Source organism: Pseudomonas sp. F(2018) (assembly GCF_005508865.1).
Lineage (GTDB): Bacteria > Pseudomonadota > Gammaproteobacteria > Pseudomonadales > Pseudomonadaceae > Aquipseudomonas.
Genome location: NZ_SCOM01000007.1, coordinates 93,696 through 111,315, shown reverse-complemented (window position 1 = coordinate 111,315; position 17,620 = coordinate 93,696). Strand labels below are relative to the sequence as shown.

15 protein-coding genes are annotated in these 17,620 nt (G+C 65.2%); 13 read left to right on the top strand and 2 right to left on the bottom strand.

All coding sequences use genetic code 11. The annotated features are described in order from the left end of the window. Positions 1-58: 58 nt before the first annotated feature. The 11 genes from waaF (at position 59) to FFS62_RS22530 (ending at position 12,648) form a co-directional block, all read left to right on the top strand. Positions 59-1,093, top strand: a complete 1,035-nt coding sequence (gene waaF, locus FFS62_RS22580; protein ID WP_137975111.1) for a lipopolysaccharide heptosyltransferase II — start codon at positions 59-61, stop codon at positions 1,091-1,093. A 1-nt stretch (position 1,094) separates the two neighbouring features. After that, positions 1,095-2,099 (top strand): lipopolysaccharide heptosyltransferase I, encoded by a 1,005-nt coding sequence (gene waaC, locus FFS62_RS22575; RefSeq protein ID WP_137975110.1) that lies wholly within the window; start codon positions 1,095-1,097, stop codon positions 2,097-2,099. After that, on the top strand, positions 2,099-3,220 hold the full coding sequence (locus tag FFS62_RS22570; RefSeq protein ID WP_137975109.1) for a glycosyltransferase family 4 protein: 1,122 nt from the start codon (positions 2,099-2,101) through the stop codon (positions 3,218-3,220). The genes waaC and FFS62_RS22570 overlap by 1 nt, the downstream gene beginning before the upstream one ends. Then, entirely contained in the window at positions 3,217-4,032 is an 816-nt protein-coding gene (rfaP, locus tag FFS62_RS22565) for a lipopolysaccharide core heptose(I) kinase RfaP (protein ID WP_137975108.1), read from the top strand. Before FFS62_RS22570 ends, rfaP begins: the two co-directional genes overlap by 4 nt. Further along, entirely contained in the window at positions 4,029-4,766 is a 738-nt protein-coding gene (locus tag FFS62_RS22560) for a lipopolysaccharide kinase InaA family protein (RefSeq protein WP_137975107.1), read from the top strand. Before rfaP ends, FFS62_RS22560 begins: the two co-directional genes overlap by 4 nt. Next, positions 4,763-5,506: a lipopolysaccharide kinase InaA family protein gene (locus FFS62_RS22555; protein ID WP_137975106.1), complete on the top strand. Its 744-nt coding sequence runs from the start codon at positions 4,763-4,765 to the stop codon at positions 5,504-5,506. Before FFS62_RS22560 ends, FFS62_RS22555 begins: the two co-directional genes overlap by 4 nt. Beyond that, on the top strand, positions 5,506-6,927 hold the full coding sequence (locus FFS62_RS22550) for a lipopolysaccharide kinase InaA family protein (protein WP_137975105.1): 1,422 nt from the start codon (positions 5,506-5,508) through the stop codon (positions 6,925-6,927). The genes FFS62_RS22555 and FFS62_RS22550 overlap by 1 nt, the downstream gene beginning before the upstream one ends. Before the next feature lie 155 nt (positions 6,928-7,082). Further along, complete coding sequence (locus tag FFS62_RS22545; protein ID WP_137975104.1) at positions 7,083-8,837, top strand: carbamoyltransferase; 1,755 nt, start codon at positions 7,083-7,085, stop codon at positions 8,835-8,837. Positions 8,838-8,962: 125 nt separating this feature from the next. Continuing rightward, complete coding sequence (locus tag FFS62_RS22540) at positions 8,963-10,129, top strand: glycosyltransferase (protein WP_137975103.1); 1,167 nt, start codon at positions 8,963-8,965, stop codon at positions 10,127-10,129. A 7-nt stretch (positions 10,130-10,136) separates the two neighbouring features. Next, entirely contained in the window at positions 10,137-11,411 is a 1,275-nt protein-coding gene (locus FFS62_RS22535) for a capsule biosynthesis protein (protein ID WP_256662351.1), read from the top strand. Positions 11,412-11,445: 34 nt separating this feature from the next. Beyond that, positions 11,446-12,648, top strand: coding sequence for an O-antigen ligase family protein (locus tag FFS62_RS22530; RefSeq protein WP_171016392.1), 1,203 nt, complete (start codon positions 11,446-11,448; stop codon positions 12,646-12,648). Here FFS62_RS22530 and FFS62_RS22525 read toward each other — a convergent pair. Further along, on the bottom strand, positions 12,645-13,244 hold the full coding sequence (locus FFS62_RS22525) for a lipopolysaccharide kinase InaA family protein (RefSeq protein ID WP_137975101.1): 600 nt from the start codon (positions 13,242-13,244) through the stop codon (positions 12,645-12,647). The genes FFS62_RS22530 and FFS62_RS22525 overlap by 4 nt on opposite strands. Positions 13,245-13,278: 34 nt before the next feature. On the opposite strand from FFS62_RS22525, the gene msbA reads away from it, so the two are divergent. Both msbA and hldE read left to right on the top strand, forming a co-directional pair. Then, positions 13,279-15,105, top strand: coding sequence for a lipid A export permease/ATP-binding protein MsbA (gene msbA / locus FFS62_RS22520; protein ID WP_137975100.1), 1,827 nt, complete (start codon positions 13,279-13,281; stop codon positions 15,103-15,105). Positions 15,106-15,252: 147 nt separating this feature from the next. Beyond that, positions 15,253-16,674: a bifunctional D-glycero-beta-D-manno-heptose-7-phosphate kinase/D-glycero-beta-D-manno-heptose 1-phosphate adenylyltransferase HldE gene (hldE, locus tag FFS62_RS22515; protein ID WP_137975099.1), complete on the top strand. Its 1,422-nt coding sequence runs from the start codon at positions 15,253-15,255 to the stop codon at positions 16,672-16,674. Positions 16,675-16,707: 33 nt separating this feature from the next. Here the strand turns inward: hldE and FFS62_RS22510 are convergent, their stop codons facing one another. Next, entirely contained in the window at positions 16,708-17,613 is a 906-nt protein-coding gene (locus tag FFS62_RS22510; RefSeq protein ID WP_137975098.1) for a metal ABC transporter ATPase, read from the bottom strand. Positions 17,614-17,620: the final 7 nt, after the last annotated feature.

Here is a 17,620-nt window from a genome sequence, read left to right as displayed (position 1 = left end):
AGATAACAGGGCAGTGACTGGGGAGGCGAGAGCCTCCCTGCTCATTTCCGGAGTCGTGATGAGAATACTGATCGTGGGCCCCAGCTGGGTCGGTGACATGGTGATGGCGCAGACCCTGTTCGTCTGCCTCAAGCAGCGCCATCCCGACTGCGAGATCGACGTGCTGGCGCCCGAGTGGAGCCGGCCGATCCTCGAGCGCATGCCCGAAGTGCGCGCGGCGCTGAGCTTCCCGCTCGGCCACGGTGTGCTGGATATCGCCACCCGCCGCAAGATCGGCAAGTCCCTGGCCGGCCAGTACGACCAGGCGATCCTGCTGCCCAACTCGCTCAAGTCCGCCCTGGTACCCTTCTTCGCCGATATCCCGCTGCGCACCGGCTGGAAGGGCGAGATGCGCTACGGCCTGCTCAACGACATCCGCAAGCTGAATAAAGAACGCCTGCCGCTGATGATCGAGCGTTTCATGGCGCTGGCCTATGAGGACGGTGCGGAGCTGCCCAAGCCCTACCCGCAGCCGCGCCTGGCGATCGACGAAGCCAGTCGCGCCGCTGCCCTGGCCAAGTTCGGCCTGGGCCTGGACCGCCCGGTGCTGGCGCTGTGCCCCGGCGCCGAGTTCGGCGAGGCCAAGCGCTGGCCGGTGGAGCACTACGCCAAGGTCGCCGAGATCAAGATTCGCGCCGGCTGGCAGGTGTGGCTGTTCGGCTCGAAGAACGATCATCCCGGCTGCGAGGACATCCGCAATCGCCTGATTCCCGGCCTGCGCGAGGAGGCGGTCAATCTGGCCGGCGAGACCTCGCTGGCCGAGGCCATCGACCTGATGTCGGCCGCCGGCGCCGTGGTGTCCAACGACTCCGGCCTGATGCACGTGGCCGCCGCGCTCAACCGCCCGCTGGTGGCGGTGTACGGCTCCACCTCGCCGCAGTTCACCCCGCCGCTGGCGGATCAGGTGGAGATCGTGCGCCTGGGCCTGGACTGCAGTCCGTGTTTCGAGCGCACCTGCCGCTTCGGCCACTACAACTGCCTGCGCGAGCTCAAGCCGCGCCCGGTGCTCGAGGCGTTGGATCGCCTGGTCGCCGATCCGGTCGAGGTGCAATAGCTTGCGGGTACTGCTGATCAAGACGTCCTCGCTCGGCGATGTGATTCACACCCTGCCGGCGCTGACCGACGCGGCGCGGGCGATTCCCGGCATCCAGTTCGACTGGGTGGTGGAGGAGGGCTTCGCCGAGATCCCGGCCTGGCACCCGGCCGTGGCCCAGGTGATCCCGGTGGCCATCCGCCGCTGGCGCAAGCACCTGCTGCAGACCTGGAAGAGCGGCGAATGGAAACGCTTCAAGCAGCGCCTGGGCGAGGTCGACTACGACCTGGTGATCGATGCCCAGGGCCTGTTCAAGAGCGCCTTCCTGACCCGCTACGCCAAGGCCCCGGTGGCCGGCCTGGATCGTGACTCGGCGCGCGAGCCGATCGCCTGTCGCTTCTATGACCGCCTGTACGCGGTGGCCAAGGAGCAGCACGCGCTGGAACGCACCCGCCAGCTGTTCGCCCAGGCCCTGGGCTACGAGCTGCCGCAGCAGATCGGCGACTACGGCCTGGATCGCGCCGCCATGGCCGATGCCTCGGCGCAGCCCTACCTGCTGTTCCTGCATGGCACCACCTGGGCCAGCAAGCACTGGCCGGAGGCCGACTGGCGCGCCCTCGCCGAGCGCATGGCCGCGCAGGGTTGGGCGATTCGCCTGCCCTGGGGCAACGAGGTGGAGCGCGAGCGGGCCCAGCGCATCGTCGCCGGCATCGACAACGCCGCCGTGCTGCCCAAGCTGAACCTGGCGGGCGTGGCCAAGGTGATCGCCGGCGCTACCGCCTGCGTCGCCGTGGACACCGGCCTCGGCCACCTGGCCGCGGCGCTGGATGTGCCGAGCATCTCCCTGTACGGCCCTACCCTGCCGGGCAAGGTCGGCGCCTATGGCCGCGGCCAAGTGCACCTGTGCGCCACCGGCCCGGATGCGGGCCTGGGCGACCGGCGCAAGCCATGCTTCGACGGGCTCGACGCCCAGCGCGTGGGCGATGCGCTGAACGCCATGCTGCTGGCGCAGCAGGAGGCGGTGTGATGCAGCTGGCCTTCGTGCTCTACAAGTACTTCCCATTTGGGGGATTACAACGCGACTTTATGCGCATCGCCCTGGAGTGCCAGGCGCGTGGTCACGCCATCCGCGTCTATACGCCGATCTGGGAGGGTGAGGTACCCGCCGGTTTCGATGTGCGGGTGGCGCCGATCAAGGCGCTGTTCAATCACCATCGCAACGAGAAGTTCAGCGCCTGGCTGGCCGCCGACCTGGCGCGCGCGCCGGTGGACCGGGTGGTGGGCTTCAACAAGATGCCCGGCCTCGACGTGTACTACGCCGCCGACGGTTGCTACGAAGACAAGGCGCAGACCCTGCGCGCGCCGATCTACAAGCGCTGGGGTCGCTACAAGCACTTCGCCGACTACGAGCGGGCGGTGTTCGCCCCCGAGTCGAAGACCGAGATCCTGATGATCTCCGAGGTGCAGCAGCCGCTGTTCATCAAGCACTACCGAACCCCGGAGGCGCGCTTCCATCTGCTGCCACCGGGCATCGCCCAGGACCGCCGCGCGCCGGCCAATGCCGCCGAGATTCGCGCCGAGTTTCGCCGCGAGTTCAAGCTGGCCGACGACGACCTGCTGCTGGTGCAGATCGGTTCCGGCTTCAAGACTAAGGGCCTGGACCGCAGCCTCAAGGCGTTGGCCGCCTTGCCGCGCGAGCTGAAGCAGCGCACGCGGCTGATCGCCATCGGCCAGGACGACCCCAAGCCCTTCCTGCTGCAGGTCAAGGCGCTGGGCCTCTCCGACCAGGTGCAGATCCTCAAGGGGCGCAGCGACATTCCGCGCTTCCTGCTCGGTGCCGACCTGCTGGTCCACCCGGCCTACAACGAGAACACCGGCACCGTGCTGCTGGAGGCAGTGGTCTCCGGTTTGCCGGTGCTGGTCAGCGAGGTCTGCGGCTACGCCCATTACATCGCCGAGGCCGATGCCGGGCTCGTGGTGCCTGCGCCTTTCCAACAGGACACCTTCAACCGCCTGCTGGCCGAGATGCTCGGTGATGACGCGGCGCGCGCCAAGTGGGGCGCCAACGGCCTGGCCTTCGCCGCCAGCGCCGACCTGTATTCCATGCCGCAGCGCGCGGCCGATGTGATTCTGGCGGAGCGCGCATGAAGCTGATCCTTGCCGAACCCTTCCAGTCGCTGTGGGCCGGACGCGATGCCTTCGCCGCCGTGGAGGCCTTGCAGGGCAAGGTCTACCGCGAGCTGGAAGGACGCCGCACCCTGCGTACCGAGGTCGACGGGCGCGGCTATTTCGTCAAGATCCACCGCGGCATCGGCTGGGGCGAGATCGTCAAGAACCTGCTCACCGCCAAGCTGCCGGTGCTCGGCGCCGGCCAGGAGTGGGCGGCGATCCAGCGCCTCACCGAGGTCGGCGTGCCGACCATGACCGCCGTGGCCTACGGCGAGCGCGGCAGCAACCCGGCGGCGCAGCATTCCTTCATCGTCACCGAGGAACTGGCGCCGACCACCGATCTGGAGCAGCTGACCCTGAACTGGGTGCAGCAGCCGCCCGAGCCGCGCCTCAAGCGCGCGCTGATCGCCGAGGTGGCGAAGATGACCGGCAGCATGCACCGCGCCGGGGTCAACCACCGCGACTGCTACATCTGCCACTTCCTGCTGCACACCGACAAGCCGGTGAGCGCGGACGACTTCCGCCTGTCGCTGATCGACCTGCATCGCGCCCAGGTGCGCAGCGCCACGCCGACCCGCTGGCGCAACAAGGACCTGGCCGGCCTGTATTTCTCCGCCCTGAATATCGGCCTGACCCGCCGCGACAAGTTGCGTTTCCTCAAGGCCTACTTCCAGCGCCCACTGCGCGACATCCTGCGCGACGAGGCGGCGCTGCTGGCCTGGCTGGAGCGCAAGGCGGACCGTCTGCTGGCGCGCTACGCCCGCAAATACGCGCCGGGGGCCCAGGGATGAGCGAATGGCGGCTGAATGCCGAACTGCCCGCGCCACTGGCGGCCGAGCTGGCCAGCCTGGAGCGAGTGTTTGCCCTGGAGGGCAAGCGCCTGACCCGCGATCCGCTGTCGGAAGTGATCCTGATCGAGCGCGACGGCGTGCGTTACTACGTCAAGCGCTACTGGGGCGCCGGCAAGGGCCTGCGCCGCTACCTAGGCCGGCCGCGGGTCAAGGCCGAGTGGCAGAACCTCAAGCACTTCGCCAGGTGGGGCATTCCCACCGCGCCCATCGTTGCCTACGGCCTAGAGCGCAAGGGCGGCGCCTTCCTGCGCGGCGCGCTGATCACCCGCGAGCTGGAAAATACTCAGGACATGGCGCTGCTGGCCAAGCGCCGCGACGAGCGTCTGCGCGATCCGCAGTGGGTGGACGGCGTCAGCCGCCAGCTGGCGATGGCGACCCGGGCGCTGCATGACCACCACTTCGCCCACAACGACCTGAAGTGGCGCAACCTGCTGGTCAACGACCGAGCCGAGCTGTTCTTCATCGATTGCCCGACCGGCACCTTCTGGTGGGGGCCGTTCCTGCGCTACCGCATCGTCAAGGACCTGGCCTGCCTGGACAAGGTCGCCAGCCAGGTGCTGTCGCGCAGCCAGCGCCTGCGGTTCTTCCTGCAGTACCGCGGCCGCGAGCGCCTGAGCGCAGGGGACAAGCGGCGGGTGAGAGAGATAGTGAAATTCTTCGAGGGCAGGGAATGAGCGACTTTATCGCCGCCGAGGATCGCGCGATCCTCGAACGCCACGGACTGGCCGATTTTGATGCGCTGTGGGCGCTCAAGCTGGAGGCGGTGGACGAACCCAACACCGAGCGCGGTGGCTGGAGCAGCGTCTATCGCCTGGACCTGGGCGAGGCGGCCTACTACCTCAAACGGCAGAGCAATCACCTGACCCGCAGCCTGGCCCGCCCCTTCGGCGAGCCGACCTTCGCCCGCGAGTTTCGCAATATCCAGCGCTACAGCGACCTGGGCATTCCCGCCCTGCAGGCGGCCTTCTTTGGCGAGCGCCGCTTGCCCGGCGAGCGCCGCGCGATCCTGCTGACCCGAGCCCTGGATGGCTGGCAGGATCTCGAGCACTGGCTGCAGCGCTGGCAGCAGCTGTCCGCGGCCCAGCGCGGCGCCATCCTGCAGGCCTGTGGCGAGCTGGCCGGGCGCCTGCATGATGCCGGGCAGGTGCACGGCTGCTTCTATCCCAAGCACATTTTCCTGCGCGAGCAGGGCGCCGGCTTCGCCGCACAGTTGATCGACCTGGAGAAGACCAGCCCGCTGTTGTTCGGCCGTCGCGACCGGATCAAGGACCTGGAGCCGCTGCTGCGCCGCGCCAGCGCCTGGAGCGAGGCCGAGGTGCGTCAGCTGCTGACGGCCTACCTAGGCAGCGAGGCTGAGGTCGAGCGCTGGAGCCAGCACCTCGGCGCGCGCCGGCGGCACAAGGAAACGCGCTGATGCACCTGGCCGAGCTGGCGTCGTCCGGGCGCGCCCCGGTTCTGCCGCTGGCGCTGCAGCTGGCCGGCGAGGAACTGGTCGTCGAGCGCCTGTTGCGGGTGTTGCCGGGGCAGCGCTATGTCGGTCTGGCCCGCTGGCGCGGTCGCGCCGTGCTGGCCAAGTTGCTGGTGGGTGGCAAGGCCGAGCGTCACTTCCAGCGTGAACTGGCCGGCGCGCGCCTGCTCGCCGAGCAGGGCCTGACCACGCCGCAGCTGCTGGCGGAAGGCTTTGCTGCGGAGCAGGGCGGCTGGCTGCTGTTCGACTACCTGGACGGCGCCGAGAGCCTTTGGGATGCCTGGCGCGCGGTGGAGCGCGAGCCGCTGCTGTCCGACGCTCAGCAAAGCGTGCTCGGCGAGGCGCTGACCGCGATCGGACAACTGCATGCCAAGGGGCTATGGCAGTCGGATCTGCACCTGGACAACCTGTTGCGCCAGCAGGGGCGGCTGTATCTGATCGATGGCGGCGGTGTGCAGGCCGGAGCGGCCGGCCAGCCGCTGTCGCGCGCTCGCGTGCTGGCCAACCTCGGGGTGTTCTTCGCCCAGCTGCCGGCGGAGCTGGAGCCCTTCACCGAAGAACTGCTAGTGCACTACCTGCTGGTCAATGCCGAGCACGCCCTGCCGCTGGAGGCATTGCTTGGCGAGGTGGCCAAGGTGCGCCAGTGGCGCCTGCGCGACTACCTGAAGAAGGTCGCCCGCGACTGCAGCCTGTTCGCCGCGCAGATCGGTGCCTTCGGCTTGCGCGTGGTCCGGCGTGAGCGGGCCGAGCAGTTGCAGGGCCTGCTGGCTGACCCGGATGCGGCAATCGCCCGAGGGCAGGCGTTGAAGAACGGCGGTAGCGCCACGGTGGCGCTGGTGCAAAGCGAGAGCGGGCCGCTGGTGATCAAGCGCTACAACATCAAGAACTGGCGGCACTGGCTCAAGCGCTTCTGGCGGCCCAGCCGCGCCTGGCACAGCTGGGTCGAGGGCAATCGTCTGGAGCTGCTGGGCATCGCCACGCCGCGTCCGCTGGCGGTGCTCGAGCGGCGCTGGTGCTGGTTGCGTGCCCAGGCGTTCCTGGTGACCGAGCATTGCGCGGGCGAAGACCTGCTCACGCGCTTCGCCGCTCATGTCGACGGCGTGCCGCCGGAGGCCGAGCTGCAGGCCCTCGACCGGCTGTTCGCCGCGCTGCTGCGCGAGCGCATCAGTCATGGCGACCTCAAGGGCACCAACCTGTTCTGGGACGACGGGTGCTGGAGCCTGATCGACCTGGATGCCATGCAGCAGCACCACGGCCAGGCCGGTTTCGCCCGTGCCTATGCCCGCGACCGTGCGCGTTTCCTGCGCAATTGGCCGCAGGATTCGGCCCTGTACCGCCTGCTCGACCAGCGCCTGCCGCGGCTCTAGAGGCCTCGGCGGGTGGACCGCGTGGTCAGCTTCCCGGCGGAATACCCTAGGCCGGGTGCAGCGGCTATAATCCCCGGCTTTGTTTGGGCGAGCGCATGCTCGCCTTCCACCCTTCCGTGGCGGCTCGTCCGCCCGCAGCTGCAAGAGGCTTTCCCGTGGCATTGACCATTCTCGGCCTGTCCGGCGCGCTCAGCCATGACCCGTCCGCCGCTCTGTACATCGACGGCAAGTTGATCGCGGCGGTCGAGGAAGAGCGCTTCGTGCGCGACAAGCATGCGAAGAATCGCATGCCCTACGAGTCCGCCAAGTTCTGCCTGGAACAGGCCGGGATCAAGCCTGCCGACGTCGACGTGGTGGCCATTCCCTTCGCCCCCATCAGTTTGTTCGGCAAGGCCCGCTGGCACTACGCCAAGCGCTACTGGTACGCGCCGGACCGCTCGCTCGACGCGATCCTGATGGGCAACCGCCGCTACAAGCGCTACCACAAGAAGATTCAGTGGTGCCTGGAGCAGCTGGGCTTCGACCTGAAGAAGGTCAAGATCGAGCCGGTCGAGCATCACCTGGCCCACGCCGCCAGCGCCTACCATTGCTCGGGCTTCAAGGAAAAGACCGCGATCCTCGGCATCGACGGCAAGGGTGAGTACGCCACCACCTTCTTCGGCTACGGCGAGAACGGCAAGATCCACAAGATCAAGGAATTCTACGATCCTGATTCGCTCGGCGGCCTGTACGGCGCAATCACCGAATTCCTCGGCTTCGAGATGCTCGACGGCGAGTTCAAGGTGATGGGCATGGCGCCCTACGGCGACGCGGCCAAGTACGACTTCTCGCGCCTGGCCAAGTTCGAGAATGGCGAGCTGACCATCAACACCGATTACGCCAACGTCATCGGCTTCCGTCGCTACAAGGAAAACGGCAAGGGCTACTACTTCTCGCCCAAGCTGATCGAGTGGCTGGGGCCGAAGCGTCAGGGCGACATCGCCGACGATCCGTACATCCACTACGCCGCCAGCATGCAGGCGCTGTTCGAGAAGCTGGCGCTGGAGATGATGGAGTACTACCTCGGCGACATCCTCAAGGAAACCGGCAAGATCGCCTTCGCCGGTGGCTGCGCGCTGAACGTCAAGCTGAACCAGAAAATCATCGCCCGCGACGACGTGAAGGAGCTGTTCGTGCAGCCGGCCTCCGGCGACGCCGGCACCTCGGTGGGCGCCGCCGCCTACGTCTCGCACCAGCGCGGCGTGCCGGTGGAGAAGATGGAGCACGTCTACCTCGGCCCGTCCTACTCCAACGAGGACGTGATCGCCGCCTGCGCCCGCCATCCGAACAAGCCGGTGTTCAAGCAGATCGACAACGTCGAACAGCGCATCGCCAAGATCATGGTCGACGCCAACCCGGTGGCCTGGTTCCAGGGCCGCATGGAATTCGGTCCGCGCGCCCTCGGCGGCCGTTCGATCATCGGCTGCCCGAGCGTGCCGGGCGTGGCCGACCGGATCAACGAACAGATCAAGTTCCGCGAGCGCTGGAGACCCTTCTGCCCGTCGATGCTCGACACCGTTGCCGCGCAGATGCTCAAGGTCGACCATCCGAGCCCGTTCATGACCTTCACCTTCGAGGTCAACGACGAGTGGAAGAACCGCGTCGGCGAGGTGGTGCACGAGGACGGTACCTCGCGCGCCCAGGTGCTGGAGCGCCAGTACAACCCGCGCTGGTACGACCTGATGCTGGAACTGGAGAAGCTCACGGGCAACGGCGTGTCGCTGAATACCTCGCTCAACCGTCGTGGCGAGCCGATGATCTGCTCGCCGACCGACGCGCTGAACATGTTCTACGGATCCGACCTGCAGTACCTGATCATGCAGGACATCCTGGTGGTCAAGGATGGCAAGGACTGGTATGACAGCATCTGAGGTCGCTGGCCTTCGCGTGGCTGAGCGAGTTAGCGCTGGGCTAGGCGAGGGACGCCGAGGAAGCGGAGTTTACTGTGGTAAATGAGCATGGCTCGCAGAGCTCGCCCCTTCGGGGCCGCACTGAAGTGCGTCAGCAGCAAGCTGCTTCCGAGGCGGCGCTCAACGACGCCCAGCCGACGCGCAGCCAGCCAGAGCAGTGGGTTCTGCAGTTCTGCCATGGTTATGACGGCCCCTTCCTCGATTGCGCGCGGCAGTACGCCGCGCTGTTTGCCGGTACGCCGTACAAGGTCTGCACCGTCTACCTGACCGGTGCGCCGAGCCGCGAGGTGGAGCAGGGCTCCGCCTCCGACGAGGTGATCTTTCTCGACTTCTCCAGTCGTCAGGTGCGCGGCCTCAAGCTCGCGGCCATTCGCGAGTTGCGGCGCATCGCGGCCTCGCGTGACTTCAAGCTGTGCATCGCCCATCGCTTCAAGCCCATCTACGTGGCGCTGCTGGCCACCGCGCTGCCGGTGATCGGCGTGCACCACGCCTTTGGCGTCTATGGCCGGCTCAGTCGCCGACTGTTCGTCAATCGCTTCCGCCACCGCCTGCTCCTGCTCGGCGTGTCCAACGCGGTACGCGACCAGATGCGCGCGCACCTGGGCAACTGGCCGGCCGAGCGCATCGAGACGCTGTACAACCGCATTGACGTCGACGCCACCCGTGCCGGGCTGGTGTCCCGCGAGGCCGCCCGCGAGCATCTTGGCCTGTCGGCGGATGCCTGGGTGGTCGGCAATGTGGGGCGCCTGCATCCGGACAAGGACCAGTCCACCCTGATCCGCGGCTTCGCCCAGGCCCTGCCGCGGCTGCCGCGCGGCAGCCTGCTGGCGATCATGGGCAGCGGCAGGCTGGAGGCATCGTTGAAGGCGCTCGCCGCGGAGCTGGGCGTTGCCGAGTCCGTGCGCTTCCTCGGCCAGGTGGCCAATGGGCGCCGCTATTTCCGGGCCTTCGATGTCTTCGCCCTGAGCTCCGACCACGAGCCGTTCGGCATGGTCCTGCTGGAAGCCATGGCCGCCGGGGTGCCGGTGATCGGCACCGACTGCGGCGGTGGTCGCGAGGTCATCGAGGGGGTGGGTGGACTGTTCCCGCTCGGTGCGCCGGCCGATCTGGCGGAGGCACTGGTGCGCCAGGCCCAAGTCCAGGATCTGCAGACCCTGCGCCAGGAAATGCTGGTGCGGCTGCAGCAGTGCTTCTCCGACCAGGCGGTGCGCCAGCGCTTCTGGGCATTGCCGCTACTTGCCGAGCTGAACTGAGGACGCCATGACGCAGGATGCCGTCGCCAACCCCTGGGCCGCCAAGGCCAGAGCCCTGGATCGCTATCGCTGGCTGCTGCTGCGCGAGCGTCATGGTCTGGCTGGCAGCGCCCTGCGCTTCGCCCGCGAGGCGCTGAGCGACTGGTGGTTCGGCGTGCGGGCGAAGTCGCGGCTGGCCGAGGCGGGGCCCGTAGAACCCTGCGATCTTCTGTTGCTGCAGTCGTCGCCCAAGGTGATCAAGCTGCAGCGCAAGAAGCTGCTGATCGAGGCGTTGCGCGCGCGCGGCCATCGCCTGATCGAGACCGCGCTGCAGGAGCCCAAGGTTCTCCTGCGCGAACGTCAGCTCAAGCGCCCGCCATTCCCGGTACCGACCCGCTACTTCGGTATCGCCGCGCATGCCCAGTGGCTGGTGGAGCACTATCAGCCACGGGTGTTGCTCAACGATCGCAACGGCAGCCTGTATTCCCCCTTCCTGCGTCTGGCCCTGAACGCCAGGCAGAGCGTGCTCGTGCACCTGGCCCACGCCACCACCGGTGAAGGCTCGCGGCGCCTGGGGATGAACGACTACGACTACTACCTGTTGTTTGGTAAGAGTTCTGAACAAGCTCTGCGTAGCAGAGACCTGATCTTCGGCAGTTCCACACTAGTCCTCGGTGGATCGCACATGATCAGCAGTGCGTTCGATATTCCCCAAGCGTTGCCCGCTTGGAAGACTGCACTGGTGTTAGGCGTAGGTCCTGATAAAGAGAAGGAGCGGGCGTATCAGGAGGCATACCGTACAGTGGGTGCGTGGGCTGCCAGCACGCCTGACTACAGGGTGTTGGTGAAGAGTCATCCGCGTAGCAAGGCGGCTCTCTGGCGTGAGATCGCGCTCAGCGCGCCAAACCTATCAGTGATGCCCCTGAATACCCCGCTGGAGCAGGCGCTCGCGGAATCGTCGCTGGTCATCAACTTCATGTCGAACGCGATAGTCGAGGCAGGTCTGGCGCGGCGACCTGTTGTCTGTGTCGGCGCACCGCCGGAAGCGGATATTTTCGATCAGACAAAGTTCTTTGGGGAATCATCAGCAGATGTCGAGGTGTTAAGGCAGCGCGTGTACGCCATCGAGCAGGATTATCAATTACATACTCAGATCGCTGAGAGCTTCGCCGCTTTTCACTTGGCCGGTGGTTTTCAGGGGTTGGATAGAACAGCCAGCGTCATTGAGGCGTTGGCGCACGACGCAGAATTTCCGGGCGACATAGAGCGCTCGATACTACAAGCGACAATCAGTGAGCACTGAGGCTCACGGTGTTTTTTTGAGGGGTATGGGGTTCATGGAGTCTTTGCGGCGGCGCGCATCGATAGTTCTGGCGGCGGTGCATGCCTGGATACCTTTTGGCTTTCTGGCTTACTTAGGCAGCATGTTCTTCCTTGATGGAAGCAAACAAAAAACGATTTTTTACCTCTTGGCCGCACTGCCCTCGCTGGCTCTGCTGGTGAGAATCAAGGACTTGTCTCGCGCCGAGCCATGGACCATGGCATCGTTGCTAATGTTTTTTACATTCTTCTCAGTCAGTGCTTTGTGGTCGGGCGGCGATGGTTCGATGTCCGACGGCCTGCGATTCACCCTCTACATAATTTGCCTGGGGTTGGCCGCAGAGGCTTCCGTTAGGCGCTTCTCTGTCGATTTCATAGCGAGCTTCATTGTTGTCGTCGGCGGTTTTGCGGCTGTGGTCTACTGGATTGCAATCGCACTAGGTGATGTCTCGATAGCCCGTTTGCTGACGGAGCGCTTCACGCTTCGGGCGATGGTTGGCTGGGGTGGAAGCAATCCTATTACCACTGCGGTAATTTTCGGGCTACCAGTTCTTGCGGCGTGGTGGCTGATTGCGCGGCAGCGCTGGCAGCTACAGCTGGTGCTAATAACGTTGATGGTGCTGTGTCTTGGACTGATGTTCTTCACCAAGAGTCGCGGGCCCATCGCTGCACTGTGCTTGACCCTTCTGCTGCTGTCCCTGATCCGGCGTAGCCGCACAGATATCGTGCTGGTCAGTGTGGGAGGATTTTTGGCAGCCTCAACGCTGCTGTTTTCATCCCTCGGAAGTGTTGTGGCAGAGCGGGCAGCTGCGCCCAACTACCGACTCGACATCTGGCTGCAGGCGATGGCGCAATTCCGCGAAAGCTGGTTGTTGGGGGCTGGGTTCGATCACGAGGCGCGCATCTTGATTGATAACGGCCAGTTATTGACCCACTCTCATTCCTTCTTGTTCGAAGTATTTCGACAGGGTGGCCTCGTAGGCGGCGGTCTATTTCTGCTTATGCTAGGCCTGTTGCTGCGGCGCGCGTTTAGCCAGCCGTCGGGGCTCTTCTTCCTGCTGTGGCTAATTTATGGTGCGATCTGCTTGTTGACCAACGGCCGGATGGTGCTGAGCCGCCCCGGGGTGGAATGGTTTGCCTTCTGGGTGCCGCTACTTCTGCTGTATTTCTCGACGTTGGTTGCCACTGAGCGCAAGTTCGCAAGCGAACCGCGCTCCTAGCTCAGCCGATCATACTGGTCTGTCAGCTCGCTCCAGGGGAAATTCTGGATCTTCCGACGTTGCAGGTAGTTTTGTAGATGCCGGAAATTGCGCTTGATAAGCATCCGGCTGAGTGGTCGTTTTTTGAAGCGAATGTCGAGGAAGTCGATCAGTCCGAAGTCGTCATCTGGCGTTAGCAGGATGTTTCCTAGGTGCAGCGAGCGGAAGTAGATACCACTCTGGTGGAGCTGGTGGATATAGGCTGCCAGTCGAGGAAGGAGCGCAGTGAACATCTCGGGTTGCTTAAAGAACAGGTGATCCAGAGAGGTGCCTGGCAGTGGCGCATAAAGGCAAGCGCTGACTGCCTGACGGCGATCCAGCCAGAAGCAGTCGTTGATCAGTGGGGTGCGAATGCCAAGTTTCTGCAAGCGCTCTGCATGATCGGCGAAACGCCGTGCCTCGGGACGCAGTTGCGCCAGCAAAGGACGCCGACTGCGGAATATCTTGAGCAGCGTTCCATTGGGCAGGCTGACCACCTTAGGTCCACGGCTATCCTTTTCCAGGACGTCTCCCTGCGCTAGCCAGTCCTGAAGCAAGTTCGCTGTTACAATCCGCATCTTTATCTCTAGTCAGTCGTATGGGGCCCGCCGAATGGCCAATTCTACCCAGCAATCCAGTCTGAAGGTTTATCTGCGACTGCTGAAATACGTAATGCCCTACTCAGGTTTGTTCGCTATCAGCATCCTGGGCTTTGTGATTTTTGCACTCACTCAACCGATGCAGGTCTACGTTCTCAAATATTTCGTTGATGGCTTGTCCAATCCTGATGCCAGTCTCTTCGCCAGTGTTCCCTACCTCTCCGACTGGCGCTTTCTCGTAGAGCTGAATTTGTTGCATGCCGTGCCACTGTTGATCGTGGTCATCGCACTGATTCAGGGGATCGGTTCGTTTCTCGGCAACTATTTCATCGCGAGGGTATCCCTAGGCCTGGTGCATGACCTGCGTGTGGCGTTATTTGACAACCTGCTTACCCTGCCCAATCGGTATTTCGATAACCACAATTCGGGCCACCTGATTTCGCGCATCACCTACAACGTGACCATGGTCACCGGTGCCGCCACCGACGCTATCAAGGTGGTGATTCGAGAGGGCATGACGGTGGTATTTGTTTTTGCCAGCATGCTCCTGATGAATTGGAAGCTGACGCTAGTCATGCTGGCCATCCTGCCAGTTATTGGTGTGATGGTGACCAGTGCCAGCCGCAAGTTCCGCAAGCAAAGCAAGAAGATCCAGGTGGCCATGGGCGATGTCACTCACGTCGCCTCTGAAACGATCCAGGGTTACCGCGTCGTACGTAGCTTCGGCGGGGAGGCATACGAGCAGGCTCGTTTCTTCGAGGCCAGCCGGAACAACGCTCGCAAGCAGCTAGGTATGACCAGGACCTCTGCGGTTTATACGCCGACGCTGCAGTTGGTGATCTACAGTGCCATGGCTGTTCTGATGTTCTTCGTTCTGTATCTCCGTGGAGATGCCTCAGCAGGTGATCTTGTGGCTTATGTCGGTCTGGCGGCTTTGCTACCCAAGCCAATTCGCCAGTTATCGGAAGTCAGCTCCACCATTCAGAAGGGTGTGGCAGGCGCCGAGAGCATCTTCGAGCAGCTCGACGAGGAGCCCGAGGTCGATCACGGCACTCAGGAGCGCGAGCGGGTCAGCGGCCGCCTGGAAGTACGCAATCTGAGCTTCCAGTATCCGGGTGCGGAAAAGCCGGTGCTGCGCGACATCTCCTTCGTCGCCGAGCCGGGCCAGATGATTGCCCTGGTCGGTCGCTCCGGCAGCGGCAAGTCGACCCTTGCCAGCCTGATCCCGCGCTTCTATCACCATGAGCAGGGGCAGATTCTGATCGATGGTCTGGATGTCGAGGAATATCGCCTGCGCAACCTGCGCCAGCACATCGCCCTGGTCACCCAGCACGTCACCCTGTTCAACGACAGTGTGACCAACAACATCGCCTATGGCGACCTGGCAGGTGCGCCGCTCGAGCAGGTGCGCCAGGCATCCGAAGCGGCCTACGCAGCCGAGTTCATCGACAAACTGCCACAGGGCTTCGATACCCTGGTCGGCGAGAACGGCGTGCTGCTCTCCGGCGGCCAGCGTCAGCGCCTGGCCATCGCCCGCGCGCTGTTGAAGAACGCTCCGCTGCTGATTCTCGACGAGGCCACCTCGGCGCTGGATACCGAGTCCGAGCGCCATATCCAGGCTGCCCTGGATCAGGTGATGAAGGGCCGTACCACGCTGGTGATCGCCCATCGCCTGACCACCATCGAGAAGGCCGACCTGATCCTGGTGATGGACCAGGGCGAGATCGTCGAGCGCGGCAGTCACGCCGAGTTGCTGGCGCAAAACGGCTACTACGCCCGCCTGCATGCCAAGCAGTTCGAAGATGGCGGCGAGCAGCCGCTGGAGCAGGAGCCCGTATAACCCGTGCCGTCCCGCTTGTGGACGGCACCGATGATCGGTATTGCCGTTTCGGCTAGCTGCTGTCCGGGCGGGCGGCGGCCAGCCGGCGGGCCCCGCATGCTATGATCCGCGGCGATTTTGTCGCTCCCCGTCGAGAGTTCTGTGTCCATGAAGCTGTCCATGCCCCGTTACGATCAAGCCCCCGTTCTGGTGGTGGGCGATGTCATGCTCGACCGTTACTGGCATGGCGGTACGTCGCGCATCTCGCCGGAAGCGCCGGTGCCGGTGGTCAAAGTCGAGCAGATCGAGGATCGTCCGGGCGGCGCGGCAAACGTCGCGCTGAACATCGCCGCCCTCGGTGCGCCCGCGCTGCTGGTCGGCGTGACCGGTGAGGATGAGGCCGCCAACAGCCTTGCCGATAGCCTCAACGCCGCCGGCGTACGGGCGCACTTCCAACGTATCGACGACCAGCCGACCATCGTCAAGCTGCGTGTCATGAGCCGTCACCAGCAACTGCTGCGCATGGACTTCGAGGAACCCTTCCGCACCGATGCCGCCGCCCTGGCCAAGGATGTCGACGGGCTGCTCGTCGGGGTCAAGGTGCTGGTGCTGTCCGATTACGGCAAGGGTGCGTTGCAGAACCATCAGGCGCTGATCCAGCTGGCCCGCGCCCGCGGCATCGCCGTGCTGGCCGACCCCAAGGGCAAGGATTTCTCCATCTACCGCGGCGCCAGCCTGATCACACCCAACCTCAACGAGTTCGAGACCATCGTCGGCCACTGCGCCGACGAGGCCGAGCTGGTGGCCAAGGGCGCCAAGCTGATGCGCGAGCTGGAGCTGGGGGCGCTGCTGGTGACCCGTGGCGAGCATGGCATGACCCTGCTGCGCCCGGACCACGCGCCGCTGCACCTGCCGGCCCGTGCCCGCGAGGTGTTCGACGTGACCGGCGCCGGCGACACGGTGATCTCCACCCTGGCGGCCTCCATCGCCGCCGGTGAGGACCTGCCGCAGGCCGTGGCCCTGGCCAACCTGGCTGCGGGTATCGTGGTCGGCAAATTGGGCACCGCCGCCATCAGCGCCCCGGAACTGCGTCGCGCGGTGCAGCGCGAGCAGGGCTCCGAGCGCGGCGTGCTGGGCCTGGAGCAACTGCTGGTGGCCATCGAGGATGCCCGCGCCCATGGCGAGAGGATCGTCTTCACCAACGGCTGCTTCGACATCCTGCACGCCGGTCACGTGACCTACCTGGAGCAGGCCCGCGCCCAGGGCGATCGCCTGGTGCTGGCGGTCAACGACGACGCCTCGGTATCGCGCCTGAAGGGCCCCGGCCGGCCGATCAACTCGGTGGACCGGCGCATGGCGGTGCTCGCCGGCCTCGGTGCGGTGGACTGGGTGGTGAGCTTCAGCGAAGACACCCCGGAGAACCTGCTGCGCGCGGTACAGCCGGATGTGCTGGTGAAGGGCGGCGACTACGGCATCGACCAAGTGGTCGGCGCCGATATCGTGCGCGCCTATGGCGGCGAGGTGCGGGTGCTGGGGCTGGTGGAGAACAGCTCGACCACCGCCATCGTCGAGAAGATCCGCAGCAAGTGACAGTCGCGGCCACCGTCGGTGGCCGCATTCTCTTTACCCGGCCAGGCGGCCGGGTTCCTTCTCCGCCTGGCTCAGGCGCGCCTGCCAGTCCTTCCAGCGGATGCGCTCCTCGCGCACCAGCCAGCCGTCCTGGGCGGCGAAGCTCTCCGAAAGCCAGATGCCGCGCGTGCTGGTCGGCAGCAGTGTGCCCTTGCGCAGAGTGAACAGCTCGGCGCCGGGTTTGCCCTGTTGCAGCGGCAGCAGGTAGATATCCGGACGGCGGCGCTCCAGGCGCGCCACCAGTTCCTCACCCTCCATGCGCTCATCGACGTGGAACAGGCTGGGCTGGCGGCAGTCCTTCGGCAGCTCCAGGCGCAGGTCGTAGACCAGCTGCAGCGAGGCGGTGGGCAGGTGCACATAGGCCCGCGGGCGCTCCATCAGCATCAGGTTGCCGCATTGCACCGGGCGTGCGGCGCCGGACAGCGGGCTGAGACGGAAATGATCGCTCTCGCGGTAGCGCAACGCGCCCTGGTAGGGCGTCGGCAGCCAGGTGTCGGCGTAGCGGCCGGCTAGCCAGGTGCCATCGTTTTCGAGCAGGCATTCCTCGGCGACTTCCTGGATGGCGGTGAGCAGCGGCAGGTTCAGTTCGTGGGCCGGCACGTAGCCGGAGATCAGCTTGAGCACCACGTCGCCGCGATCCGGGCGCTGCTGGCGCACTAGCAGCCAGTAGTCGCGGCCCTGCCAGGCCAGGGTCAGGCGTACCGAGACGCCGAGATTGGCCAGCTCCAGGGCGAAGCACTGGCTGTCCGCGACCTGCACGGGGCGACGCCGTTCGAGCATCTGGGCGAAGTTCAGCGGCAGGCCGAGGCCCCGGTAGCTGAGCGCGTCCGCGCTGGCCTCGACATACAGCGGCAGTGTCTTGAAATGACCGGGGGCTTTGCGGGCCAGCAGTCTCGACATATCGGCT

Bases quoted from the DNA above. Each gene is read 5' to 3' on its own strand.
- waaF (WP_137975111.1), top strand. From the start codon at position 59: ATGAGAATACTGATCGTGGGCCCCAGCTGGGTCGGTGACATGGTGATG.
- FFS62_RS22570 (WP_137975109.1), top strand. From the start codon at position 2,099: ATGCAGCTGGCCTTCGTGCTCTACAAGTACTTCCCATTTGGGGGATTA.
- rfaP (WP_137975108.1), top strand. From the start codon at position 3,217: ATGAAGCTGATCCTTGCCGAACCCTTCCAGTCGCTGTGGGCCGGACGC.
- FFS62_RS22560 (WP_137975107.1), top strand. From the start codon at position 4,029: ATGAGCGAATGGCGGCTGAATGCCGAACTGCCCGCGCCACTGGCGGCC.
- FFS62_RS22555 (WP_137975106.1), top strand. From the start codon at position 4,763: ATGAGCGACTTTATCGCCGCCGAGGATCGCGCGATCCTCGAACGCCAC.
- FFS62_RS22550 (WP_137975105.1), top strand. From the start codon at position 5,506: ATGCACCTGGCCGAGCTGGCGTCGTCCGGGCGCGCCCCGGTTCTGCCG.
- FFS62_RS22535 (WP_256662351.1), top strand. From the start codon at position 10,137: ATGACGCAGGATGCCGTCGCCAACCCCTGGGCCGCCAAGGCCAGAGCC.
- FFS62_RS22530 (WP_171016392.1), top strand. From the start codon at position 11,446: ATGGAGTCTTTGCGGCGGCGCGCATCGATAGTTCTGGCGGCGGTGCAT.
- FFS62_RS22525 (WP_137975101.1), bottom strand. From the start codon at position 13,244: ATGCGGATTGTAACAGCGAACTTGCTTCAGGACTGGCTAGCGCAGGGA.
- msbA (WP_137975100.1), top strand. From the start codon at position 13,279: ATGGCCAATTCTACCCAGCAATCCAGTCTGAAGGTTTATCTGCGACTG.
- hldE (WP_137975099.1), top strand. From the start codon at position 15,253: ATGAAGCTGTCCATGCCCCGTTACGATCAAGCCCCCGTTCTGGTGGTG.
- FFS62_RS22510 (WP_137975098.1), bottom strand. From the start codon at position 17,613: ATGTCGAGACTGCTGGCCCGCAAAGCCCCCGGTCATTTCAAGACACTG.